Source organism: Caulobacter zeae, from assembly GCF_002858925.1.
Classification (GTDB): Bacteria; Pseudomonadota; Alphaproteobacteria; order Caulobacterales; family Caulobacteraceae; genus Caulobacter; species Caulobacter zeae.
Genome location: NZ_PJRS01000043.1, coordinates 34,258 through 55,759 on the forward strand (window position 1 = coordinate 34,258; position 21,502 = coordinate 55,759).

Genomic DNA, 21,502 nt, shown 5'->3' on the forward strand with positions numbered 1-21,502 from the left:
GACCGTTGTCCAGCCGCGTAACGCCACCCTACGTCGCGTCGCGCACCGGCGCAAAAACCATATTTCGGTTCGCCTGGATTGAACGGCTCCCGCGTCGTAGGAGGAGCCAAACGGGGGTATCCGACATGGCGCGTTTTCTGTTCACCACCTGGGAAGGCGGCGGCCACGTGCAGCCGCTCCTGATGGCCGCCGCCGACATGATCGCGCGTGGCCACGACGTGCTGGCGATCAGCGATCCGGCCAACGCCGGCGACGCCGCCGCCCTCGGCGTTCCCTTCCGCGCCTGGACGACCGCGCCGTTCCAGACCGGCAAGTCCCGCGACGACGACCGCCTGCGCGACTTCGAGGCCGACAACCCCATGGCGGTGATCGAGCGCCTGCTCGAACGGGTCATGACCGGTCCTGCCGGCGCCTACGCCCATGACGTGCTCGAGGCCTTGGACGCTTTCCCGGCCAAAGTCATCGTCACCCAGGAACTGCTGCTGGGCGTGATGGTCGCGGCCCAGGCGCGCGGGACCAAGCTCGCCCTGCTGTCGGCCAACATCTGGTCGCTGCCCAACCTGGCCGGCGCGCCGCCGTTCGGGGCCGGGATGGCGCCGGCGGCCGACGACCAGGAGAAGGCCATGCACGCCGTGGTCGCCCAGATGGCGCGCGGCCTCTTCCAGTCCGGCCTGCCCGCGCTGAACGCGGCCCGCGCCGCGCACGATCTTGCGCCGCTAGACGATCTTTTCGCCCAGTTCGAGGCCGCCGACGCGATCCTGCTGGCCACCAGCCCCGCCTTCGATTTCGCGCCCGATCCGCTGCCCGCCCCGTTCGCGTATGTCGGCCCCTATCTCGCCGATCCGGCCTGGGTGGAGCCGGCCCCGCTGCCGGAAGGCGACGCGCCGCTGGTCGTTGTGTCGTTCTCCAGCCTCTACCAGGCGCAGGAAAAGACGCTGCGCAACGTCATCGCCGCCCTATCCGCCCTGCCCGTCCGCGCCCTGGTCACGACCGGACCGACGCTGGACCCTGCCGAATTCGAGGCGCCGCCTCACATCGCGATCGTCCGCAGCGCGCCGCACGGCGCAGTCCTGAACCAGGCCGCCGCCTTCGTCACCCACGCCGGCCACGGCTCGACCTTGCGCCCGTTGATGGCCGGGGTTCCGCTGGTGTGCCTGCCCATGGGCCGCGACCAGAACGACAACGCCATGCGCGCCGCCCATCGCGGCGCGGCGATCACCCTGTCGCCGGACGCCCCGCCCGAAAAGATCGGTGAAGCGCTGACGCGGTTGCTGGACGATCCGGCCTATGCCGAGGCGGCCAGGGCGCTGGGCGCGAAGATCGCTTCCGACGCCGAGGGCCGCTGTGCGGGCCAGGCGCTGGAGAGCTTGCTCTAAATCGTCATCCCGGCTGTAGCGAAGCGGCCGGGACCCACGAGCAACGCAGTGCGCCGGCCCCTGGGTCCTGGATAAGCGCTACGCGCTTTCCGGGATGACGACGCAAAACGGCGGCACGTTCTTCGCCCCTCACCAATCATCCCGCCCGTTGAGATGAACCACAGGCAGCGGCGCCAGGTCGAAATTCTCCAGCAGCCGCACATTGATGCTGACGCGCGGGTTCTCGTAGTCGGCTTCGCCGCTGCTAAAGTCGGGAAACTGGCTGAAGGCGCCGCAGCCGCAGATCGAACAATGATGGTGCGCGCCCATGTACGCGCCCCACTGATAGGTCGAGACCCGGTCGCGCGCGGTCAGCAGCTTGAAGCTGGACGGCTGGTAGTAGGCGACCAGATTGCCGCGCTTGGAACAGAACGAGCAGTTGCAGTCGGTCAGTTCGGTCGGCGCGGTCTCGACCTCGAACTGGATGGCGCCGCAGTGGCAGCTTCCCTTGACGGACATGACGATCTCCCTTGTGGCGTCGAACGCCGGGGAGACTGCCGAAGGGCCGCTGACAGCCTAGTGTCAGCATGCGCCTCTGGAGATCCTGGTGGGCGGTGAGGGGATCGAACCCCCGACCCTCTCGGTGTAAACGAGACGCTCTACCGCTGAGCTAACCGCCCCTTCGCAGGGTCGCGCCTTCTAGCCGCAGTCGGGCGGCATGGGAAGCGCGCATAGAAAAGGGCGGGCCGTCGTCGAACGCCCCGCCCCTCAAAATCCGAAACGGGATCAGCCGTTCAGGGTGGTCTTCAGGCCTTCGCCGACCTGGAAGCGCGCGGTCTTCGAGGCCGGACGCTCGACGGTCTCGCCGGTGCGCGGGTTGCGCGCGGTGCCAGCGGCGCGGGTCACGGCCTTGAAGGTGCCGAAGCCCACCAGACGCACGTCCGAGCCCGACTTCAGCGAAGTGGTGACGGTGTCGATGAAAGCTTCCAGAGCGTCCTTCGCCTGGTTCTTGTTGATGCCCGCCTTTTCGGCGATCGCCGTGACGAGTTCGGCTTTCGTGGTCATTTTTGTCTCCCAGCCAATAAGCGACGGCGCTGCAACAGCTTACGCCGCTTCGCTCGCGTGGAAGTATGCGGGCTTCGCAAGCCCCGTCAAACGAAGGCGGCGCGGAAAGATCCCGCGCCGCCCTACTTATCAACAATAAGTTACTGTCAGTGCGTAAGAACTGCGTCGTCCCCGGCGTCGTCGGCCTTGGCGGGGCTCGAAAGCGGCTCCTCCGATTCGCTCCATTCGGCCGGAGTCAGCGGTCCGACCAGGGCGTGCTTGAGCACTTCGTCGACCGTCGAGACCGGAATGATCTCGAGACCCGACTTCACGCTTTCCGGCACGTCGACGAGATCCTTCTCGTTTTCCTGCGGGATCAGCACGGTCTTCACGCCCGAACGCAGGGCCGCCAGCAGTTTCTCCTTCAGGCCGCCGATGGCCGTGACCCGGCCGCGCAGGGTGATCTCGCCGGTCATGGCGATGTCCTTGCGGATCGGGATCCCCGTCAGCACCGAGACCATGGCGAGCGCCATGGCGATACCCGCCGACGGACCATCCTTGGGCGTGGCGCCGTCCGGCACGTGGATGTGGACGTCAGTCTTCTCGAACACCGGCGGCTTGATGCCGAACTGCACCGAGCGCGAGCGGACATAGCTGTTGGCTGCCGAGATCGACTCCTTCATCACCTCCTTGAGGTTGCCGGTGACCGTCATGCGGCCCTTGCCCGGCATCTTCACGGCTTCGATGGTCAGGATGTCGCCGCCGAACTCCGTCCAGGCCAGGCCCGTGACGATGCCGACCTGGTCGACTTCGTCGGTCTCGCCGTAGCGGTACTTCTTGACGCCGGCGTACTTGGCCAGGCGCGCGTCGTCGATGGTGATGCTGGTCAGCTTCTCGCGAGCCAGGTCACGCACCGTCTTGCGGGCCAGGGCGCCCAGTTCCCGCTCCAGCGACCGCACGCCGGCTTCCCGGGTGTAGTAGCGGATCAGGTCGCGGATGGCCGCGTCCGGAACGATGAACTCACTGTCCTTCAGGCCGTGATCCTTGGCCAGCTTCGGCAGGACGTGGCGCTTGGCGATCTCCAGCTTCTCGTCCTCGGTGTAGCCGGGGATGCGGATGATCTCCATGCGGTCCAGCAGCGGCTGGGGCATGTTCAGGCTGTTGGCCGTGGTGACGAACATCACCTGGCTCAGGTCGTAGTCGACCTCCAGGTAGTGGTCGCCGAAGGTCGAGTTCTGCGACGGATCGAGCACTTCGAGCAGGGCCGAGGCGGGATCGCCGCGATAGTCGCTGCCCATCTTGTCGATCTCGTCCAGCAGGACGAAGGCGTTGGTGGTCTTGGCCTTCTTCATCGACTGGATGACCTTGCCGGGCATCGAGCCGATGTAGGTGCGGCGGTGGCCGCGGATCTCGGCCTCGTCGCGCACGCCGCCGAGGCTCATGCGCACGAACTCACGGCCGGTCGCCTTGGCGATCGACTTGCCCAGCGAGGTCTTGCCGACGCCGGGAGGGCCGACGAGGCACAGGATCGGGCCCTTCAGCGAATTGGTCCGGGCCTGCACGGCCAGGTATTCCAGGATCCGCTCCTTGACCTTCTCCAGGCCGTAGTGGTCGGCGTCGAGGATGTCCTCGCTCTCGGCGAGGTCGATCTTCTTGCCCTTGGCCTTGCCCCACGGGATCGACAGCAGCCAGTCCAGGTAGTTGCGGACCACCGTGCTCTCGGCCGACATCGGGCTCATGTTGCGCAGCTTCTTCAGCTCGCCCTCGGCCTTGGCTCGGGCTTCCTTCGAAAGCTTGGTCTTCTTGATGCGCTTTTCGAGTTCAATCAGCTCGTCGCGCGAGTCGTCGGGGTCGCCCAACTCGCGCTGGATCGCCTTCATCTGCTCGTTCAGATAGTACTCGCGCTGGGTCTTCTCCATCTGGCGCTTCACGCGCGAGCGGATCTTCTTCTCGACCTGCAGCACCGAGATCTCGCCTTCCATGAGGGCGAAGACCTTCTCCAGGCGCTTGGTGACGTCGAAGATTTCCAGCAGGTGCTGCTTGTCGCCGATCTTCACCGACAGGTGGGCGGCGATGCTGTCGGCCAGCTTGCCCGGCTCGGCGATCTGCGGGATCGCGGCCAGGGCCTCGGGCGGCACCTTCTTGTTGAGTTTGACGTAGTTCTCGAACTGCTCGACGACCGCGCGCGAGAGCGCCTCGGCCTCGGGGCCGGCGCCCTGGTCCTCGCTGACCTCGCCGACCTGGGCCTCGTAATAGGCTTCCTGGTCGGTGAAGCGCACGACCGCGGCGCGGCCCTTGCCCTCGACCAGCACCTTGACGGTGCCGTCGGGCAGTTTCAGCAGCTGAAGCACGGTGGCCAGCACGCCGACATCATAGATGTCGCCGGGGGCCGGATCATCGTCGGCGCTGTTCTTCTGGGTGACGAGCAGGATCTGCTTGTCGCCACGCATCACTTCCTCGAGGGCGCGCACGGACTTGTCGCGGCCCACGAACAGCGGAACCACCATGTGCGGGAACACAACGATATCCCGCAGGGGCAACACAGGAAGCGTACGGATCTCAGACATATTTTCACTCCCGGCCGGCGCGTGAACCTCGCGCCTCGCCATGCGGACTGCCGTCACTTCAGACGATGCGCCTGAGTCGTACAGTCCGTCCGCCCGGGACTGGGCGGATGGTCGTTATTTATGTGGACCTTTTGCGACGCGGTTCAAGCGCGCTCGCCTTCCAGCGGCGACAAGTCGCGCCGTGGTGGCAAAGCTGCAGGAAAACAAGCTGGACGATGGCGGGAAAGGGTACGATCGGCGACTTGGCTTGAGGTTGGACGGTAAAATCATGCGCTGCTGCACCGCGGCGCGGGCCGTCTGGACCTCTTCTCACTCAATGGCGGAGCACTAAGGCGCCGGCGTCCTGATCACCGGGGGCTCTTGCTTGCCCAGCGCCGCCACCCGCGCGGCGGCGTCCGCCTCGATATCGGCCCAGAACAGATTGAATCCGTCGACCTTGCGGCGGTCGGTCCACGAGCCCGTGTCGCGCAGCGAGGCCGACTTGGGACGTCCGGTGTGCAGCAGTCCGTTCTCGCACTGGGCCCAGACCTGGCGCTTGAGGAAGGCCGGGCGCGCGCCCCACTCCAGACCCGTGGCGTTGACCGAACCCAGATTGAGCCGGGCCGGTGCCCGCTCGTCGGTCTGGGCGCCGAGCAGCGGATTGACGCACAGCGGCTTGCGGCCGTTGAGGTTCTCCAACTGGTCGCCCCCCCTCCAGGTCAGCGAGCGGCCCAGCCATTCCTGGGCCTTCTGGAAGTCGCCGTCGGTCAGCGAGGCCCAGGCCACGACGCAGCCGGCCTCGTCACGACGCGCGCAGGCGGGAATGGTCGCGGCCGGACCGTATTCATCGGCCGGCACGGCGGTCTCGATCAGGTAGACGCCCGCCAGACGCGCCTTCAGCGCGGGGTCCGGCGCGATCTCCTCGGCCGCCAGGCGCGCCAGCAGGCTGCCGCCCTGCTCCACCCCGACCAGCACCAGCGGCCGTCCCTGGTCATAGTGGTCGCGCCAGGCCCGGAAGGCGTCGCGCACATCGCCATAGGCGAACCGGCGCGCCTCGCGGGCGTCGTCGCGCAGGGTCAGGAAGGTGTAGAGGCTGGCCTGGCGATAGTGCGGCGCGAAGATCCGCCCCACCCGCGAGAACGGCGCGGCGTAGTTGGGCAGCACGACGCGGTTGAGATAGCGATCGGCCTTGGGCTGGTCGAAGGGCGCGTTCCAGTCCCGCCCGCCGTCGAAGGTGGTGGGGTGGACGAAGAACACGTCGGCGGCGCGGTCCATGCCGGTCGCGCCTCGCGGCAGCAGCGCCCAGGCGGCCGGGTCGGCGTAGTTGGGCGCCGGCGGCGGGTCGTAGGTCTGGAACGGAACTTTCGGGTCCAGCGTCGTGCGCAGGATGTCATAGCGCCAGTAGAACGCCGCCGTCAGGACGATCCCCAGCACGAGGACGCATCCCGCGAAGATCCAGCGCTTGAAGCCCTTGAAGCGTCCCGACATGCCTCTCGACTACACCAGGTCGCCGCGTCGCACTACGCCCCTTCCCGCCCGATGATGGCCACCGAGCAGACATTGCTGGCCGGCGCGCCGCCGAGGTTGTGGGTCATGCCCAGGACAGGGTCGCGCAATTGGCGCTCGCCCGCCCTGCCCTGAAGTTGCAGGTACATCTCGTAGAGCATGCGCAGGCCCGAAGCGCCGATCGGATGGCCAAAGCACTTCAGGCCGCCGTCGATCTGGCACGGCACCGCGCCGTCGGCGTCGTAGAAGCCGTCCAGCACATCGCGCCAGCCGCGACCCTCGGCCGAAATGAACAGGTCCTCCATGGTGACCAGTTCGGTCACCGAGAAGCAGTCATGCACTTCCATCATCGAGATCTGCTCGCGCGGGCGCTCGATGCCGGCCTCCTTGTAGGCCTTGCCGGCGGCGATGCGAGCGGTGTGAAAGTGGCTGCCGTCCCAACCGTTGTATTGGCTCTCGTAGCCGTTCGAGACCGACAGCTGCAGCGCCTTGACCGTGACCAGGTCATGCTTGCCCAGCGCGCGGGCGATCTCGGGCGTGGTGACGATGGCCGCGGCCGCGCCGTCCGACACCCCGCAGCAGTCGAACAGCCCCAGCGGCTCGGCGATGATCGGAGCCTTCAGCGCCTGCTCCTCGGTGATGGGTTTGCGCAGGTGGGCCTTGGGGTTCTTGGCGCCGTTGGCGTGGCTCTTGACCGAGACGTGGGCGATGGCCCGCTTGAGGTCCTCCTTGGAGACCCCGTGCTTGGCGCGGTAGGCGCTGGCCAGCTGCGCGAAATTGCCGGGCGCAGAGCCGTTGGGCATGACCTGCGGCGCCAGCGTGCCGGGCGCGCCGAACGGCAGGCCGCCATAGCCGGTGTCCTTCAGCTTCTCGACGCCCACCGCCAGGGCGATGTCGGCCGCGCCGGCGGCCACCGCGTAGACCGCGCCCCGGAAGGCTTCCGAACCCGAGGCGCAGAAGTTCTCCACCCTCGTTACGGCGATGTTGGGCAGGCGCAGGGCGATCGACAGCGGCGTGCCGCCCTTGCCCGTGCCGATCTCGTCGATGTGGGTCGAAAACCACGCCGCGTCCAGCTGGCTGGCCTCGATGCCGGCGTCGCCCATGGCCTCGACATAGGCCTCGACCATCAGGTCGTCGGGTCCGGCGTCCCAGCGCTCGCCGAACTTCGAACAACCCATGCCGAGGATGGCGACCTTGTCGCGGATACCGCTGGCCATCGGGGTCTCTCCCTAGCTCGCCTTCTCGGGCGTATTGATCAGGTGTAACGTCGCGGCCATGGGCATGGTGATCCACGACGAGGAAACGCTGCGCATGGCGCAGGAGCTGGCGGACCGTAAGGGCGTCAGCCTGAGCGACGTGTTCGCCCACGCCGTGCGAGCCGAGCTCGATCGCATGCCGCCCGCGCTGCAAGCCAAGACACGCGAGGAAAAGCTGGCCTTGATGGCCGAGTTGCAGAAACGTTCGGCCGCGCTCCCGATCCTCGATCCAAGAACGCCTGAAGAGATGCTGTACGACGAAGACGGTATTCCGAAGTGATCGTCCTCGATACGTCCGCAGTTCTGGCCATCCTCTGGGACGAGCCCGAGGCCGGTGCGTTCATGAAGGCCGTCGCCGACGCGGAGGCTCTTCTGATGTCGACAGCCACCCGTCTCGAACTGCAGATCGTCTGCCTTCGGCGAAAGGGCGAAGCCGAGGTCGAGAACATCAGGCGCTTTGTCGCTGAATTCGAGGTCAGCATGGAGCCGTTCGACGAGCCGCAACTGACACTCGCGCAGCAGGCCTTCGCCGAATACGGCGCCAGCCGCCACGGCCTGAACTTCGGCGACTGCTTCGCCTACGCCCTGGCCAAGGCGCGCGACCTGCCCCTGCTGTTCAAGGGCGAGGATTTCGCCGCCACCGACGTCAGGCGCGCGCTCTGACACCGCCCTACTCCGCAGCCTGGACCGAGGTCGCCGCCACGGCCGATCGGTCTGGGGCGGCTTTCCAGAAGTAGCGGACGAACCCACGCTTCTCGTCGCGGTCCTTGATCCGGAAGACCATCTTCACCGGCAGGCCGGTCTCGACCTCGCCGGGCGCGACATCGGTGATGTCGAGCATGATCCGACCGCCGCCCTCGAAGACGATCATGCCGTAGTGATTGGGCGGGCTCATCGAGAAGGTCAGGTAGTCGGCCGAGTAGGTCAGCACCCGGGCGGCGCGCTCGGCGAAGCGATATGGCTCCTGGGTGTCGACGGCCGGGTTGTTGGGCGCCACCGAAATGCGGGTGCGGGGGAACTGCACCACGCCGGTCTCGCGGCAGCGGCCGCCGACCAGGCCCAGGATCTGGTCGCGGTTGCGATAGAGGGTGGTCAGGGCCGTCTTGTTGTCCTTCTCGGCCCGCATGCCCCGGTCCCAGTCGACAAGGTCGTTGAAGACCAGGAACTTCAGGTAGTTGGTCTCTTCCTGCCGGTCTGCGAGCGATCCGGTGACGCCACGGGCGGGGCGGGCGGCGCCGATCTCGCCGCCGACGCGGAAGACCAGCGCCTCGGCGCCTTGGCCGAACTGCGCGACCACCACCACTTGGCCCGGCGCGGCCTCCTCGAGGGCGTGGGCCAGCAGCAGCGGACCGTGGGCGCAGCCGGCCTCCCCCAACTGCGCGCCCAGCGTGTCGCGCACAGCCTCGGGCCGAATGCCAAGCGTCTTGGCCAGGCTCGCCCCCATGCCCGGAAACACCGACGGAAAGCAGAAATGGTCAACCTCGGCAGCGGTCACGCCCGCCGCCTCCAGCGCGTCTCGAACGGCCGGCGGGACCAGCTTGACGATCCCCTCGTCGCGGATCCAGCGCTCTTCCCAGGCGTAGTCGAACTCGGCCTCGGAGCCGCGGAAGTGGTCGACGAAGTCGTCGGTCACCGTGCCGCGTCCAAGGAATGTCGCCGCGCCTCCGTCGGGCGAGACGACGAAGGCCGCCGCCGCGTCGCCGAAATCCAGCTCCTGCGGCGAGGCCGCGCGGGCCCGCCGATGCTCGCCAGCGGCCACCAGCACCCGCTTTCCGCAAGCCGCCGCTTCCAGCGCCTGGCCCAGCGCGGTGAGGCCGCAGCGCTGTGAGCCGGTGATGTCGGCCGAGGCGATCGAGGCGCCCAGCGTCAGGGCGGCCGCCAGGATCCCGGCGTTCTGGCGATCGGCGAAGGGCGCGGTCGTCGAGGCGAAGATCGCAGCCTCGATCGCCGCGCGGCCCTCGTCCTCGACGCCCAGCACGTCGCGGGCGGCCTCGACGGCCATGGTCAGGGCGTCCTCGTCCCAGTTGGCCATCGAGCGTTCGCCCTTGGCCTTGCCCGCCAGGCCGGGCGCGACCCAGGCGTTGGCGGCGACGACGGCCTTGCGGCTTAGGCGAAGACGCGGCGCATAGGCGCCCCAGGCGGCGATGCCGACCATGTTCCACTCCCTGACCGACGCCCGTTCCGGCGACTTATCAGGGTTCAGGTTACGCGCACAGCAGGGGTCCGCAAGCGTGCCCCTTGGTCAACCGAAGCGCGCGTCAGCGATAGGGATCGTCGGTGTTCAGGAACCCGGCCACATAGTCGGCGACACCATCCTCCAGCGAGGTCATCGGCGCGTTGTAGCCGGCTTCGCGCAGGCGGCTCATGTCGGCCTGCGTGAAGTACTGGTACTTTCCCTGCAGCACTTCGGGCATGTCGAAATAGGTGATGTCGGGCTCGCGGGCGATGGCGGCGAAGGTGGCCTCGGCCAGGTCCTTGAACGAGCGGGCCTTGCCCGAACCCAGATTGTAGACGCCGCTCACATGCGGGCTCTTGGCCAGCCAGGCGATCACGTCGGCCACGTCGCGCACATAGACGAAGTCCCGCAGCTGGCCGCCGTCCTCGTAGTCGGGGTGGTGCGACTTGAACAGCCGCACGCCCTCGCCCGCCTGGATCTTCGGCCAGATCTGGCAGACCACCGACTTCATGCCGCCCTTGTGGTCCTCGTTGGGGCCGTAGACGTTGAAGAACTTCAGGCCGGCCCACTGCGGCGGCGCATGGCCGCGTGCGGCCTCGCGCACGGCGAAGACGTCAAACAGCGCCTTGGACCAGCCATAGGCGTTCAGCGGGCGCAGGCCCATCAGGGTGTCGATGTCGTCCTTGCCGTCAAAGCCCTGGGTTCCGTCGCCATAGGTGGCGGCCGACGAGGCGTAGATCAGGCGGGTGTTGTTCTTCGCGCACCAGCGCCAGATGTCGCGCGACAGCACGAAGTTGGACTGCACGATCAGGTCGGCGTCGGGCTCGGTGGTCGAGGAGATCGCGCCCATGTGGATGACCAGCTCGACCTCGGCGCCGCGCTCGGCCAGCCAGTCGAACAGCTGCTCGGGAGCGACGAAGTCGGCGATCGGATGCTTGGCGATGTTGCGCCACTTGCCCTCGGCCGCCTGGCCCAGCCAGTCGCAGACCACGACGTCGAGCGCCGGATCCTCGCAGAGCTTGGCCACGATATTGGAACCGATGAACCCGGCGCCGCCGGTGACGAGAACGATGCGTCTGGACATGGGCGGGTTATGGCACAGAGCGGCGGCTGGGCAAGCCGCCGCTCTTCAGGAGGATCAAGCCGCCCGCTTGCGCTTGGCCAGGGCGTCGAATTCGAGCAGCTCGGCCACCAGGCCTTCGAACTGGCTCAGCGGCACCATGTTGGGGCCGTCCGAAGGAGCGTGGTCGGGGTCGGGGTGGGTTTCCATGAACACCATGGCCACGCCGATCGAGACGGCGGCGCGCGCCAGCACCGGCACGAACTCGCGCTGGCCGCCCGAGGACGTGCCCTGCCCGCCCGGCTGCTGCACGCTGTGGGTGGCGTCGAACACCACCGGGCAGCCGATCTCCTTCATGATCGGCAAGGACCGCATGTCGGAAACGAGCGTGTTGTAGCCGAACGAGGCGCCGCGCTCGCAGGCCATGACATTGGGATTGCCCGCGCCGGTCACCTTGGCGATAACGTTCTTCATGTCCCACGGGGCCAGGAACTGGCCCTTCTTGATGTTGATCGCCCGACCGGTCTTGGCGGCGGCCAGCAGCAAGTCGGTCTGGCGGCACAGGAAGGCCGGGATCTGGATCACGTCGACGGCCTCGGCGACGGGATCGCAGTGGCTGATCTCGTGCACGTCGGTCAGAGTCGGCAGGCCGGTGACCTCGCGGATCTCCTGGAAGATCGGCAGGCTGTCATAGAGGCCGATGCCGCGCGCGGCCGTGGCCGAGGTGCGATTGGCCTTGTCGTAGCTGGTCTTGTAGATCAGGCCGACGCCCAGGCGCTCGCCGATCTCCTTCAGCGCATGCGCCGTCTCCAGCGCGTGCTGGCGGCTCTCCATCTGGCACGGACCGGCGATGAAAGTCAGGCGTTCGGCGTTGCCGATGCGGACGGCCTTGCCGGTCTCCGTCTTCACTTCGACGACGGCGTTGGGAGCGACGGGCTGACTCAAGGCGGGACTTCCGAGTTAGAGAGGGGCGAACAAGGTGGCGCCGAATTGGCCCCACAGGTGGCCCCAACGGCGGAAAGGTGCAAGTGCGGATCGATCCAGGCGTCCCCGGACCCGTCATCGTGTGGCTGCGCAACGACTTGCGCCTGGCCGACAATCCGGCGCTGAAGGCCGCCGCCGACACGGGCCGGCCGGTGATCCCGCTCTATATCCTCGACGAAACCAGCGGCGTGCGGCCGATGGGCGCGGCCTCGCTGTGGTGGCTCGACAAGTCGCTAAGGGCGCTGTCCGAAAGCCTCAAGGCCGTCGGCTCCAAGCTGGTCCTGCGACGCGGTCCCGCCCAGGAAGTGCTGAAAGACGTGATGGTCCATGCCGGCGCCGCTGGCGTCGCCTGGAACCGCCTCTATGAGCCCGCCGCCATCGAGCGCGACGCGCAGATCAAGGCCGCGCTGAAGGCCGACGGCGTCGTCGTCGAGAGCTGCGTCGCCGGCCTGCTGAACGAGCCCTGGACGATCGCCAATGGCTCCAAGCAACCCTACAAGGTCTTCACCCCCTATTGGCGGGCGGCCCGCGCGCATCTGACCCATGTCGATGCGGAGGCCGCGCCCAAGCGGCTGGAGGCGCCCGAGCACTGGCCCCACAGCGACGCGCTGGATGGCTGGTCCCTGCATCCCAAGAAGCCCGACTGGTCGAAGGGCTTCTCCATCTGGACGCCCGGCGAGGTCGGCGCGCTGGCGCGACTGGACGACTTCCTGTCCGGCCGCGTCGACGGCTACGGCGAGGGCCGCGACGTGCCGGCCCTGGAGGCCACCTCGCGCCTCTCCCCCCACCTGCATTTCGGCGAGATCGGACCGCGCCAGGTCTGGGCCGCCGTCCGCGACGCCGCCGAGGCCGGCGACGCGCCGCACGGCGAGATCGAGAAGTTCCTCTCCGAGGTCGGCTGGCGCGAGTTCAACCACTCGATCCTGTTCCATTGGCCCGATCTGCCAACGAAGAACTTCCGGCCCGAGTTCGACGCCTTCCCCTGGTCGAAGAACCCGCGCGGCTTCGAGGCCTGGACCGAAGGCCGCACCGGCTATCCGCTGGTCGATGCGGGCATGCGCGAGCTGTGGGCCACGGGCTTCATGCACAACCGCGTACGGATGATCACCGCCTCGTTCCTGATCAAGCACCTCTTGGTCGACTGGCGCGAGGGCGAGGCCTGGTTCTGGGACACCCTGGTCGACGCCGACCTCGCCAACAATGTCGGCAACTGGCAGTGGGTGGCCGGCAGCGGCGCCGACGCCTCGCCCTATTTCCGGATCTTCAACCCGATCGGCCAGGGTGAAAAGTTCGATGCCAAGGGGACTTACGTCAAACAGTGGATCCCCGAGCTGGCCAACCTGCCGGCCGATGTTATCCACCAGCCGTGGATCGCGCCCGAGCGCTTGAGCGCCGGCGCCAGGGCCGTCTACGGCAAGCCGATCGTCGATCATCCCCGCGCCCGGGCCGCGGCGCTGGAGGCCTATCGCCAACTACGCGGCGACGCGGGCGAGGATTGATCTCCTGGCGAACGGTGTCCAGCAGCCCCATTTACAGTTCGGCTTTCGGGGGTCTTACTTGTCCCATTCAAGGGATTGGGAGCGCTGATGACCGACACCTTGCCCGCCTCCTGGCGAGACGAAGATCTCCGGGCCGCGCCGCCGGCCTTCCGCACGGCGCTGCGCATCGCCGTCGAGAACTGGGCGATTGGATCCCTGACCTTCGTCCTGCCTTCGGGCAAGCCCCTGCGCATCGATGGCAAGACCCCCGGCCCCGACGCCGTGGTCCGCGTCCATGATTACCGCTTCATCCGCCGGGCCTTCGCCTCGGGCGACATCGGTTTCGCCGAGGGCTACATGGCCGGCGAGTGGGACACGCCCGACCTGTCGGCGGTGCTGACCGCCTTCGCGCTGAACTTCGACAAGCTGGCGGCGCTGGTGCGGGGCAACCCCGTCATGCACCTGATCAACGTCATCTTCCACTGGATGAACCGCAACGACCGCAGCGGCTCCAAGCGCAACATCCACGCCCACTACGACCTGGGCAACGCCTTCTATTCCCAGTGGCTGGACCGGACGATGACCTATTCGTCGGCCCTCTACGACAAGGGCCCCGACGCCTCGCTCGACGCCGCCCAGACCCGCAAGTACGAGGCCCTGGCCCAGTCCATCGGCCTTGCGCCCGGCAAGCACGTGCTGGAGATCGGCTGCGGCTGGGGCGGTTTCGCCGAATACGCGGCCAGGGAGGTCGGGGCCAAGGTCACCGGCATCACCATCTCGCCCGCCCAGCACGACTTCGCCAGGAAGCGGCTGTTCGACCAGGGCCTGGCCGAGAAGGCCGACATCCGGCTGATCGATTATCGCGACGTGCAGGGCCAGTTCGACGGCGTGGCCTCGATCGAGATGTTCGAGGCCGTCGGCGAGGAGTACTGGCCCACCTATTTCGGCAAGATCCACGACGTGCTGACGCCCGGCGGCCGCGCCGGCTTGCAGATCATCACCATCAAGGACGACCTGTTCGACCGCTATCGCCGGCACACCGATTTCATCCAGCGCTACATCTTCCCGGGCGGCATGCTGCCCAGCGAGACGCGGCTGCGCCAGGAGACCGACAAGGCGGGCCTGTCCTGGGACGGCGTGCGGCGCTTCGGCCAGGACTATGCCGACACCCTGGCCGAGTGGGCCAAGCGGTTCGAGGCGGCCTGGGAGCAGATTCGCCCGCTGGGCTTCGACGAGCGCTTCCGCCGGCTGTGGCACTTCTATCTCAGCTACTGCGAGGCCGGCTTCCGCACCGAGCGCACCAACGTCGTCCAGCTTGGCCTGGCGCGCAGCTAGAGGAGGATCAAGCGTGTCGCTCTTCACCCTGGTCCTCGACTATCACGGCGGCACCTACCTCTCGCAGTTCGACGCCGAGACGCCGGTCGAGGCGGTCGGCGCCTGGTGCCGCGAGCTGCACGACAACCAGTTGCTGGGCGAGCCCTCGTCCCTGGTCGCCGAGGGCATCATGGCCGACGCGGTCGAGAACAGCCTGGTAGGCATCGACGGCCTGTGCGGCGCCTGGTGCGCGGCCACCGCCGCGGCCGGCGGCCTGGCCCTGCTCAACGTGATCCAGACCGAGCCCACAGCCCACTGAACCTGACCCGTTGGCCGCCGCTTTCAGGAAAACTGGATTGATCCGGGCGGCCGCATCGCGATCTACCGTTGCCTCCAACGGCGCCTTTTCGCGCGAAGCCCCAGATTTTCGACCATGCCCGTCACCGCCAACGTTCTCGACGCCATCGGCGACACCCCGCTGATCCGCCTCAATCGGGCCAGCGAGGCCACCGGCTGCGAGATCCTGGGCAAGGCCGAGTTCATGAACCCCGGCCAGTCGGTCAAGGACCGCGCCGCGCTCAGCATCATCCGCGACGCGGAAGCCAAAGGCCTGCTGCGTCCGGGCGGCCGCGTGGTCGAGGGCACCGCCGGCAACACCGGCATCGGCCTGGCCATGGTCGCCTCGGCGCTGGGCTACAAGACCACCATCGTCATCCCGCGCACCCAGAGCCAGGAAAAGAAGGACGCCATCCGCCTGCTCGGCGCTGAGCTGGTCGAGGTCGACGCCGTCCCCTACTCCAACCCCGACAACTACGTCCGCTATTCCGGCCGCCTGGCCGAGGAGCTGGCCAAGACCGAGCCCAACGGCGCGATCTGGGCCAACCAGTTCGACAACGTCGCCAACCGCCAGGCCCACTACGACACGACCGGCCCGGAGATCTGGGAACAGACCGGCGGCAAGGTCGACGGCTTCATCTGCGCGGTCGGCTCGGGCGGCACCCTGGCCGGCGTGGCCCAGGCCCTGCGCGAACGCAAGCCGGACGTGAAGATCGGCCTGGCCGACCCGGGCGGCGCATCGCTCTATAACTGGTACGCCGCCGGCGAACTGAAGGCCGAGGGCAATTCGATCAGCGAGGGCATCGGCCAGGGCCGGATCACCGCCAACCTCGAAGGCCTGGCCATCGACCATCCCTACCGCGTCTCCGACGAGGAGATGATGCAGCAGATCTTCGACCTGGTGCAGCACGAGGGCCTGTGCCTGGGCGGCTCCACGGGGATCAACGTCGCCGGCGCCGTGCGCCTGGCCAAGGACCTGGGCCCCGGCCACACCATCGTGACCATCCTCTGCGACCACGGCTCGCGCTACCAGAGCAAGCTCTTCAATCCCGCCTTCCTGGCCGAGAAGGGCCTGCCGACGCCGCCCTGGCTCTGACGAAAACCCCGCCCTTCGACAGGCTCAGGGTGAGGTTTCCGACTGAACGGCCTGCGATCTGGACCTCACCCTGAGCTTGTCGAAGGGCGGGGACCATGCACAGCGGCTTGCGCGGGGCGGCGGCGCACGTGAAGTTGCCGCCCTCAGTCCGCATACCCGCAAGAGGCCAGCCATGACCCACGCCGATCCCCTCGTCTCGACCGCCTGGCTGGCCGACCATCTCGACGCCCCGGACGTGCGCATCGTCGACGCCTCGTGGTTCATGCCCGGCACGCCGCGCGACCCGAAGGCCGAGTTCGAGGCCGGCCACATCCCTGGCGCGGTGTTCTTCGACATCGACGAGATCTCCGACGAGACTTCGCCCCTGCCCCACATGCTGGCAAGCGGCGTCAAGTTCGCTTCGCGGGTCCGCAAGCTGGGCCTCGGCGACGGCTCGCGCATCGTCGTCTACGACAGCACCAGCATCCTGCCGGCCGCCCGCGTGTGGTGGAACTTCCGCGTCATGGGCCATGAGGACGTGGTGGTGCTGGACGGCGGCCTGCCCAAGTGGATCGCCGAGGGCCGCCCGCTCGAGGACGGTCCCGCCGCCCCGCAGGAGCGCCACTTCACCCCGCGCCTGCAGGCCGATCTCGTCCGCAGCTTCGAGCAGATGAAGAAGAACCTTGAAACCGGCCGCGAGCAGGTGATCGACGCCCGCGCCGCCGGCCGCTTCAACGGCGAGGTCCCCGAGCCCCGCGCCGGTCTCGCCAGCGGCCACATCCCCGGCTCTCGCAACATCCCGCTTTCGGCCCTGCTGGGTCCCGACGGCGCCATGCTGCCCGCCGACCAGCTGAAGACCGTCTTCGCCGAGGCCGGGGTCGACATCGAAAAGCCGATCGCCACGACCTGCGGCTCGGGCATCACCGCCTCGGTCGTGTCGCTGGCCCTGCACCGCCTCGGCAAGCCGCGTGCGGCGGTCTACGACGGCTCGTGGACCGAGTGGGGCGGCCGCGACGACGCGCCGGTCGCGACCGGTCCGGCTGTGTAAAAACACCCAAAGTTACGCGATTTTCGAATACAATCCTGAATTGACAAGGCGCTCCGTGTGGCCGACCCTCGACGTGCTGGGGGTCGGCCTTTCGCCGCCATGAAGCGTGGCCAAGCCGCGCATCGCTCCCCGCCAGTGCCCGTCAGCTTAACGACCTTCGGCGCGCCACCCGCGCCGAGCATGCAACCGCGCGACCGGCGGAGCTGTCGGCGCGCCCGTGGGGAGAAAACGCCATGTCGTCGTTCCGACCGCTCTATGCCGTCACCATCACCGACGCCGTCGCCTCCGGCGACCTGGACCAGCTGAAGAAGCTGGCCGCCGAAGCCGAGGCCCACATCCAGCAGTACGGCGACATCCCGACGCTGCTGGCCGCCCTGAAGCTCGAAATCGCCAAGCTCGGGGGCTGATCGGACATGAACATCAAGCCCTACGGCGTCGCCGTGACCGACGCCATCGCCTCGGGCGATCTCTCGCGCCTGAAGGAAGCCGAAGCCGCCGCCCAGGCCCACCTGGACGAGTACGGCGACATCCCCACCCTGCTGGCGCTGCTCAAGGTCGAGATCGCCAAGCTGGAAGGCCGCAAGAGCTAGCCGGACGTAGGCGGCGCTTTCCTCCCGGGGAGCGCCGCCTACGCCCCGCGTTCGGGGAAACGCGCGCATGACCGACACCCTGCCCTCCGCCGCCGAAACGGCGATCAGGCCCGAGCGCGTGACGCCCGAGGGCAAGTCCGTCCGCTTCCGCACGGACGAGGACTACGAGCAGCTGACCCCTGTCCACGTGGTCTGGGAGGTCACCCTCGCCTGCAATCTCAAGTGCCAGCACTGCGGCTCGCGCGCCGGCCGGCCTCGGCCGGACGAACTGAACCCGACCGAAGCGTTGGAGCTGATCGACCACTTGGCCGCCCTGGGCACGCGAGAGCTGACCCTGATCGGCGGCGAGGCCTATCTGCGCCGCGACTGGATCGAGCTGATCCGCCGCAGCCGCGCCCACGGCATCCGCACCGCCGTCCAGACCGGCGCCCGCAACCTGACCGACAAGCGCCTGGACGAGGCGGCCGAGGCCGGCCTGCAAGGCATCGGCGTGTCGATCGACGGCCTGCCCGACCTGCACGATCGCGTGCGCGGGGTGCCGGGCTCCTACGACCAGGCGATCAGCGCCCTCAAGCGGGCCAAGGCCCGGGGCATGGCCGTCTCGGTCAACACCCAGATCGGCGCCGAGACCGCCGCCCACCTGCCCGAGTTGATGGAGCGGATCATAGAGGCCGGCGCCACCCACTGGCAGATCCAGCTGACCGTGGCGATGGGCAACGCCGTCGACAATCCCGACCTCCTGCTCCAGCCCTACCAGCTGCTCGACGTCATGCCGCTGCTGGCCCGGCTCTAGCGCGAGGGCCAGGAACGCGGCCTGCTGATGATCGTCGGCAACAATGTCGGCTATTTCGGCCCCTATGAGCGGATGTGGCGGGGCCTGGGCGACGAGGCTGACCACTGGAACGGCTGCGCGGCTGGCCAGGGCGGCATCGGCATCGAGGCCGACGGCACGATCAAGGGCTGCCCGTCGCTGGCCACCTCGCTCTACGCCGCCGGAAACGTGCGCGAGATGAGCATCGCCGACATCTGGCGCTACAGCGAGAAGATCGCCTTCGGGCGCGTGCGCGACGTCGAGGAGCTCTACGACTACTGCCGCACCTGCTACTATGCCGACGTCTGCCGGGCCGGCTGCACCTGGACCTCGGAGTCGCTGCTGGGCAAGCGCGGCAACAATCCCTACTGCCACCATCGTGTGCTCGACCTGGCCCGCCACGGCTGGCGCGAACGCGTCACCAAGGTCAAGGACGCCCCGGCCGCCAGCTTCGCCATCGGCGAGTTCGCCCTGGTGCGCGAGGCCATACCCGGCGCCCAGACCGTTCCCCTGCCCGTCCGCGATCCGACCGCGGTCCATGTGGCCCATCGCGAACGCACAGCCGCCGGCGGCGCCCTGCCGCCCAGGCTCAAGGTCTGCCGCTCCTGCGACCAGTACGTCTGGCCCCACGAGGAAACCTGCCCCCACTGCGCCGCCGACCTCGCCGAGGTGGAACGCCAGCACGCAGAGGCCGCCGAACGCCGGCAGGCGCTGATCCAGCAGGCCCAGCGCGTGCTGGGCGGGATCGGCGCCGCGCCTGGCCAGGCCTGAAGGCGACTGGAACCTCCCCCTGTGGGGGGGGGGGGCGGCGATCCAGACCCTCCCCCTGAAGGGGGAGGTGGCCCGGAGGGCCGGAGGGGGAAGTCCCTGATGAGTCTGAGCCGAGCGCCGACGTGAGAAGTCACCTCCCCCTCAGTCGCTACGCGACAGCTCCCCCTTCAGGGGGAGCATCTTGAGGACCGCCCTTTGCGGGACCTTACGGACACCCCGCCCGCACCAGCTCGTAACTCGCAAACTCCTGCTCCTTGCCGCCCGCCCCGCGCATGACGATGGACCAGCTCAGATGCTCCCCTGCCCGCGCCCAGCGATTGACGAAGGCGGCGTCGCCATAGGGGTAGCTGACCTCGAAGCCGTTCGGCGCGACCTTGCCCGCGCCGTGCGAGGCGCCGTCGCCGCCGAAGCTGTCGGCCCACAGGCCCACGATCGCGGCCGGCTCGCCGGCCTTGGTCGTGCGGCCGCCAAACAGGAGATGGGCGGCATAGGTGTCGGCGGGATCGGCCTTGGCCGCGCTGTCGGCCTCGACCAGCATCATCGCACCGCCCACGATCGGCCTGGCCGACAGGGCGACGGTCACGGGCTTGCCCATGACCATCCCCTCGCCCTTCCAGCAGCCGGCCAGGGCTGCGACTTGCGCCGGCGGCGGCGTGGGCGGCGGATCCTCGGCCCGCGCGGCGGCGGCGCAAAGCATCGACGCCGACAGCGCCAGAAGCGAAACCACAACTCTCATCTCGGCCCCCGATACGACGCCGGCCCCAGCCAGGCGTCCGCCTCTAGATCGCCGATTCCCCGCGTCGCTCGCCAGGACGTTGATCGAACGCTTGAACCCCGGCCGCCCGCGCCCTTAAACGACGGGTTCCTTCCCGTGCTTACGAGTCCCGCCGCCATGGACGAAAAGACCCGCCTGATCCGCTCGGGCCTGCAGGCCCCGTCGCTGGCGCGCACCGTCAATCCGCCGATCCAGCGCGGCTCGACCGTGCTGATGCCCAACGCCGCCTCGCTGTACGACGACAGCCAGCTGACCTACGGCATCACGGGCCTGTCCTCGCCCGCCGCCCTGCAGGCGGCCCTGGCCGAGCTGGAAGGCTCGCCGGACGTGACCCTCTACCCTTCCGGCCTCGCGGCGATCACCGGGGCGATGATGGCCGTGCTGAAGGCCGGCGACGACGTGCTGGTGGTCGACAGCGCCTACAAGCCCACCCGCCGGTTCTGCGACCGCTTTCTCACCCGCTTCGGCGTCACCACCCGCTATTACGATCCGGCCCTCGACGCCGACGCCCTGATCGCCCTGGCCCAGCCCAACACCCGGCTGATCCTGCTGGAGGCGCCCGGCTCGCTGACCTTCGAGATGCAGGACGTGCCGGCCATCGCCGCGGCCGCCAAGGCGCGGGGCATCCTCACCCTGATCGACAACACCTGGGGGGCGGGCCTGCTCTTCAAGCCGCTGGCCCACGGCGTGACCATCAGCGTGCAGGCCCTGACCAAATATGTCGGCGGCCATTCGGACTGCTTCATGGGCAGCGCCACGACCATGGATCCAGTGATCGGCGACGACCTGGGCAACGCCATGTGGGACGTGGGCTGGTCGGTCTCGCCCGACGACGCCTACACCATGCTGCGCGGCCTGAGGACCCTGGCCACGCGCATGCCCCGCCACGAGCAGAACGGCCTGGCCGTGGCCCGCTGGCTGGAACAGCGGCCCGAGGTGGCTCGCGTGCTGCACCCCGCCCTGCCCGACGATCCTGGCCACGCGATCTGGAAGCGCGACTTCTCCGGCGCCTGCGGCCTGTTCGGCGTGGTGTTGAAGCCGACCACCCAGCGCTCGGTGCACGCGTTCCTCGACGCCCTGACGCTGTTTGGCCTCGGCTTCTCCTGGGGCGGCTTCGAAAGCCTGGCGATCAACTGCGACCCGCAGCTGAAAAGCCGCTCGACGCCGGTGAACTTCGAAGGTCCGCTGCTGCGCCTGCATATCGGGCTGGAGGATCCGATCGACCTGACCGCCGACCTGGAACGCGGCTTCCGGGCCCTGGCGGCGGCCTGACGCGCGAGCCGCGCATTGCGGTGCGGAACACGGATCGTTTCCGCACCGCAACAGAACGCCACATCCTGGCCGCGAGCAAGGCCAGATTATGCCTAAAGGCCTAAA

22 protein-coding genes and 1 tRNA gene are annotated in these 21,502 nt (G+C 68.4%); 13 read left to right on the forward strand and 10 right to left on the reverse strand.

Features of this window, described 5'->3' with window-relative positions:
* Window positions 1-125 precede the first annotated feature (125 nt).
* Window positions 126-1,376 (forward strand): nucleotide disphospho-sugar-binding domain-containing protein, encoded by a 1,251-nt coding sequence (locus SGCZBJ_RS20850; RefSeq protein WP_101719856.1) that lies wholly within the window; start codon window positions 126-128, stop codon window positions 1,374-1,376.
* A gap of 129 nt (window positions 1,377-1,505) precedes the next feature.
* Here SGCZBJ_RS20850 and SGCZBJ_RS20855 read toward each other — a convergent pair whose 3' ends face one another.
* The 6 genes from SGCZBJ_RS20855 to SGCZBJ_RS20880 form a co-directional block, all read right to left on the reverse strand.
* Window positions 1,506-1,874: a GFA family protein gene (locus SGCZBJ_RS20855; protein WP_101719857.1), complete on the reverse strand. Its 369-nt coding sequence runs from the start codon at window positions 1,872-1,874 to the stop codon at window positions 1,506-1,508.
* 86 nt (window positions 1,875-1,960) lie between these two features.
* A tRNA-Val gene (locus SGCZBJ_RS20860) sits at window positions 1,961-2,035 on the reverse strand.
* A gap of 106 nt (window positions 2,036-2,141) precedes the next feature.
* Entirely contained in the window at window positions 2,142-2,420 is a 279-nt protein-coding gene (locus SGCZBJ_RS20865; RefSeq protein ID WP_058346343.1) for an HU family DNA-binding protein, read from the reverse strand.
* A 146-nt stretch (window positions 2,421-2,566) separates the two neighbouring features.
* Complete coding sequence (gene lon / locus SGCZBJ_RS20870) at window positions 2,567-4,966, reverse strand: endopeptidase La (protein ID WP_101719858.1); 2,400 nt, start codon at window positions 4,964-4,966, stop codon at window positions 2,567-2,569.
* A 327-nt stretch (window positions 4,967-5,293) separates the two neighbouring features.
* Complete coding sequence (locus tag SGCZBJ_RS20875; protein WP_101719859.1) at window positions 5,294-6,433, reverse strand: DUF3089 domain-containing protein; 1,140 nt, start codon at window positions 6,431-6,433, stop codon at window positions 5,294-5,296.
* A gap of 32 nt (window positions 6,434-6,465) precedes the next feature.
* Complete coding sequence (locus SGCZBJ_RS20880; RefSeq protein WP_101719860.1) at window positions 6,466-7,668, reverse strand: acetyl-CoA acetyltransferase; 1,203 nt, start codon at window positions 7,666-7,668, stop codon at window positions 6,466-6,468.
* Between the two features lie 64 nt (window positions 7,669-7,732).
* On the opposite strand from SGCZBJ_RS20880, the gene SGCZBJ_RS20885 reads away from it, so the two are divergent.
* Both SGCZBJ_RS20885 and SGCZBJ_RS20890 read left to right on the forward strand, forming a co-directional pair.
* Window positions 7,733-7,987 (forward strand): type II toxin-antitoxin system VapB family antitoxin, encoded by a 255-nt coding sequence (locus SGCZBJ_RS20885; RefSeq protein WP_165799397.1) that lies wholly within the window; start codon window positions 7,733-7,735, stop codon window positions 7,985-7,987.
* Window positions 7,984-8,370, forward strand: coding sequence for a type II toxin-antitoxin system VapC family toxin (locus SGCZBJ_RS20890; RefSeq protein ID WP_205685442.1), 387 nt, complete (start codon window positions 7,984-7,986; stop codon window positions 8,368-8,370). Before SGCZBJ_RS20885 ends, SGCZBJ_RS20890 begins: the two co-directional genes overlap by 4 nt.
* 7 nt (window positions 8,371-8,377) lie before the next feature.
* Here the strand turns inward: SGCZBJ_RS20890 and SGCZBJ_RS20895 are convergent, their stop codons facing one another.
* The 3 genes from SGCZBJ_RS20895 to kdsA all read right to left on the reverse strand — a co-directional run bounded on the left by SGCZBJ_RS20895 (window position 8,378) and on the right by kdsA (window position 11,888).
* Window positions 8,378-9,862, reverse strand: a complete 1,485-nt coding sequence (locus SGCZBJ_RS20895; RefSeq protein WP_101719862.1) for an OB-fold domain-containing protein — start codon at window positions 9,860-9,862, stop codon at window positions 8,378-8,380.
* A gap of 103 nt (window positions 9,863-9,965) precedes the next feature.
* On the reverse strand, window positions 9,966-10,967 hold the full coding sequence (rfaD, locus tag SGCZBJ_RS20900; RefSeq protein WP_101719863.1) for an ADP-glyceromanno-heptose 6-epimerase: 1,002 nt from the start codon (window positions 10,965-10,967) through the stop codon (window positions 9,966-9,968).
* Between the two features lie 54 nt (window positions 10,968-11,021).
* On the reverse strand, window positions 11,022-11,888 hold the full coding sequence (gene kdsA, locus SGCZBJ_RS20905) for a 3-deoxy-8-phosphooctulonate synthase (RefSeq protein ID WP_101719864.1): 867 nt from the start codon (window positions 11,886-11,888) through the stop codon (window positions 11,022-11,024).
* Between the two features lie 77 nt (window positions 11,889-11,965).
* Between kdsA and SGCZBJ_RS20910 the strand changes: the two genes are divergently transcribed.
* The 9 genes from SGCZBJ_RS20910 to SGCZBJ_RS25910 all read left to right on the forward strand — a co-directional run bounded on the left by SGCZBJ_RS20910 (window position 11,966) and on the right by SGCZBJ_RS25910 (window position 19,350).
* The gene (locus SGCZBJ_RS20910; RefSeq protein ID WP_420808183.1) at window positions 11,966-13,426 is read left to right on the forward strand and encodes a cryptochrome/photolyase family protein; all 1,461 of its coding nucleotides are present in this window, start codon (window positions 11,966-11,968) and stop codon (window positions 13,424-13,426) included.
* 87 nt (window positions 13,427-13,513) lie between these two features.
* The gene (locus SGCZBJ_RS20915; RefSeq protein WP_101719866.1) at window positions 13,514-14,740 is read left to right on the forward strand and encodes an SAM-dependent methyltransferase; all 1,227 of its coding nucleotides are present in this window, start codon (window positions 13,514-13,516) and stop codon (window positions 14,738-14,740) included.
* A 13-nt stretch (window positions 14,741-14,753) separates the two neighbouring features.
* Entirely contained in the window at window positions 14,754-15,038 is a 285-nt protein-coding gene (locus SGCZBJ_RS20920) for a hypothetical protein (protein ID WP_058348305.1), read from the forward strand.
* A 114-nt stretch (window positions 15,039-15,152) separates the two neighbouring features.
* Window positions 15,153-16,151 (forward strand): cysteine synthase A, encoded by a 999-nt coding sequence (locus SGCZBJ_RS20925; protein ID WP_101719867.1) that lies wholly within the window; start codon window positions 15,153-15,155, stop codon window positions 16,149-16,151.
* Between the two features lie 172 nt (window positions 16,152-16,323).
* Complete coding sequence (gene sseA, locus SGCZBJ_RS20930; protein ID WP_101719868.1) at window positions 16,324-17,178, forward strand: 3-mercaptopyruvate sulfurtransferase; 855 nt, start codon at window positions 16,324-16,326, stop codon at window positions 17,176-17,178.
* A 233-nt stretch (window positions 17,179-17,411) separates the two neighbouring features.
* The gene (locus SGCZBJ_RS20935) at window positions 17,412-17,585 is read left to right on the forward strand and encodes a DUF1843 domain-containing protein (RefSeq protein ID WP_101719869.1); all 174 of its coding nucleotides are present in this window, start codon (window positions 17,412-17,414) and stop codon (window positions 17,583-17,585) included.
* 6 nt (window positions 17,586-17,591) lie between these two features.
* Window positions 17,592-17,768, forward strand: coding sequence for a DUF1843 domain-containing protein (locus SGCZBJ_RS20940; RefSeq protein ID WP_101719870.1), 177 nt, complete (start codon window positions 17,592-17,594; stop codon window positions 17,766-17,768).
* 67 nt (window positions 17,769-17,835) lie between these two features.
* A complete protein-coding gene (locus tag SGCZBJ_RS25905) occupies window positions 17,836-18,561 on the forward strand; it encodes a radical SAM protein (protein ID WP_205685444.1) in 726 nt (241 codons plus the stop codon).
* Between the two features lie 27 nt (window positions 18,562-18,588).
* Window positions 18,589-19,350 (forward strand): SPASM domain-containing protein, encoded by a 762-nt coding sequence (locus SGCZBJ_RS25910; RefSeq protein ID WP_205685445.1) that lies wholly within the window; start codon window positions 18,589-18,591, stop codon window positions 19,348-19,350.
* Window positions 19,351-19,555: 205 nt separating this feature from the next.
* Here the strand turns inward: SGCZBJ_RS25910 and SGCZBJ_RS20950 are convergent, their stop codons facing one another.
* Entirely contained in the window at window positions 19,556-20,086 is a 531-nt protein-coding gene (locus tag SGCZBJ_RS20950) for a hypothetical protein (protein ID WP_101719871.1), read from the reverse strand.
* Between the two features lie 156 nt (window positions 20,087-20,242).
* On the opposite strand from SGCZBJ_RS20950, the gene metC reads away from it, so the two are divergent.
* The gene (gene metC, locus SGCZBJ_RS20955; protein WP_101719872.1) at window positions 20,243-21,397 is read left to right on the forward strand and encodes a cystathionine beta-lyase; all 1,155 of its coding nucleotides are present in this window, start codon (window positions 20,243-20,245) and stop codon (window positions 21,395-21,397) included.
* Window positions 21,398-21,502: the final 105 nt, after the last annotated feature.

Excerpts from the sequence above, each read along its gene's own strand:
- SGCZBJ_RS20850 (WP_101719856.1), top strand. The coding sequence starts at position 126 with ATGGCGCGTTTTCTGTTCACCACCTGGGAAGGCGGCGGCCACGTGCAG.
- SGCZBJ_RS20855 (WP_101719857.1), bottom strand. The coding sequence starts at position 1,874 with ATGTCCGTCAAGGGAAGCTGCCACTGCGGCGCCATCCAGTTCGAGGTC.
- SGCZBJ_RS20865 (WP_058346343.1), bottom strand. The coding sequence starts at position 2,420 with ATGACCACGAAAGCCGAACTCGTCACGGCGATCGCCGAAAAGGCGGGC.
- lon (WP_101719858.1), bottom strand. The coding sequence starts at position 4,966 with ATGTCTGAGATCCGTACGCTTCCTGTGTTGCCCCTGCGGGATATCGTT.
- SGCZBJ_RS20875 (WP_101719859.1), bottom strand. The coding sequence starts at position 6,433 with ATGTCGGGACGCTTCAAGGGCTTCAAGCGCTGGATCTTCGCGGGATGC.
- SGCZBJ_RS20880 (WP_101719860.1), bottom strand. The coding sequence starts at position 7,668 with ATGGCCAGCGGTATCCGCGACAAGGTCGCCATCCTCGGCATGGGTTGT.
- SGCZBJ_RS20885 (WP_165799397.1), top strand. The coding sequence starts at position 7,733 with ATGGTGATCCACGACGAGGAAACGCTGCGCATGGCGCAGGAGCTGGCG.
- SGCZBJ_RS20895 (WP_101719862.1), bottom strand. The coding sequence starts at position 9,862 with ATGGTCGGCATCGCCGCCTGGGGCGCCTATGCGCCGCGTCTTCGCCTA.
- rfaD (WP_101719863.1), bottom strand. The coding sequence starts at position 10,967 with ATGTCCAGACGCATCGTTCTCGTCACCGGCGGCGCCGGGTTCATCGGT.
- SGCZBJ_RS20915 (WP_101719866.1), top strand. The coding sequence starts at position 13,514 with ATGACCGACACCTTGCCCGCCTCCTGGCGAGACGAAGATCTCCGGGCC.
- SGCZBJ_RS20925 (WP_101719867.1), top strand. The coding sequence starts at position 15,153 with ATGCCCGTCACCGCCAACGTTCTCGACGCCATCGGCGACACCCCGCTG.
- sseA (WP_101719868.1), top strand. The coding sequence starts at position 16,324 with ATGACCCACGCCGATCCCCTCGTCTCGACCGCCTGGCTGGCCGACCAT.
- SGCZBJ_RS20935 (WP_101719869.1), top strand. The coding sequence starts at position 17,412 with ATGTCGTCGTTCCGACCGCTCTATGCCGTCACCATCACCGACGCCGTC.
- SGCZBJ_RS20940 (WP_101719870.1), top strand. The coding sequence starts at position 17,592 with ATGAACATCAAGCCCTACGGCGTCGCCGTGACCGACGCCATCGCCTCG.
- SGCZBJ_RS25905 (WP_205685444.1), top strand. The coding sequence starts at position 17,836 with ATGACCGACACCCTGCCCTCCGCCGCCGAAACGGCGATCAGGCCCGAG.
- SGCZBJ_RS25910 (WP_205685445.1), top strand. The coding sequence starts at position 18,589 with ATGATCGTCGGCAACAATGTCGGCTATTTCGGCCCCTATGAGCGGATG.
- SGCZBJ_RS20950 (WP_101719871.1), bottom strand. The coding sequence starts at position 20,086 with ATGAGAGTTGTGGTTTCGCTTCTGGCGCTGTCGGCGTCGATGCTTTGC.
- metC (WP_101719872.1), top strand. The coding sequence starts at position 20,243 with ATGGACGAAAAGACCCGCCTGATCCGCTCGGGCCTGCAGGCCCCGTCG.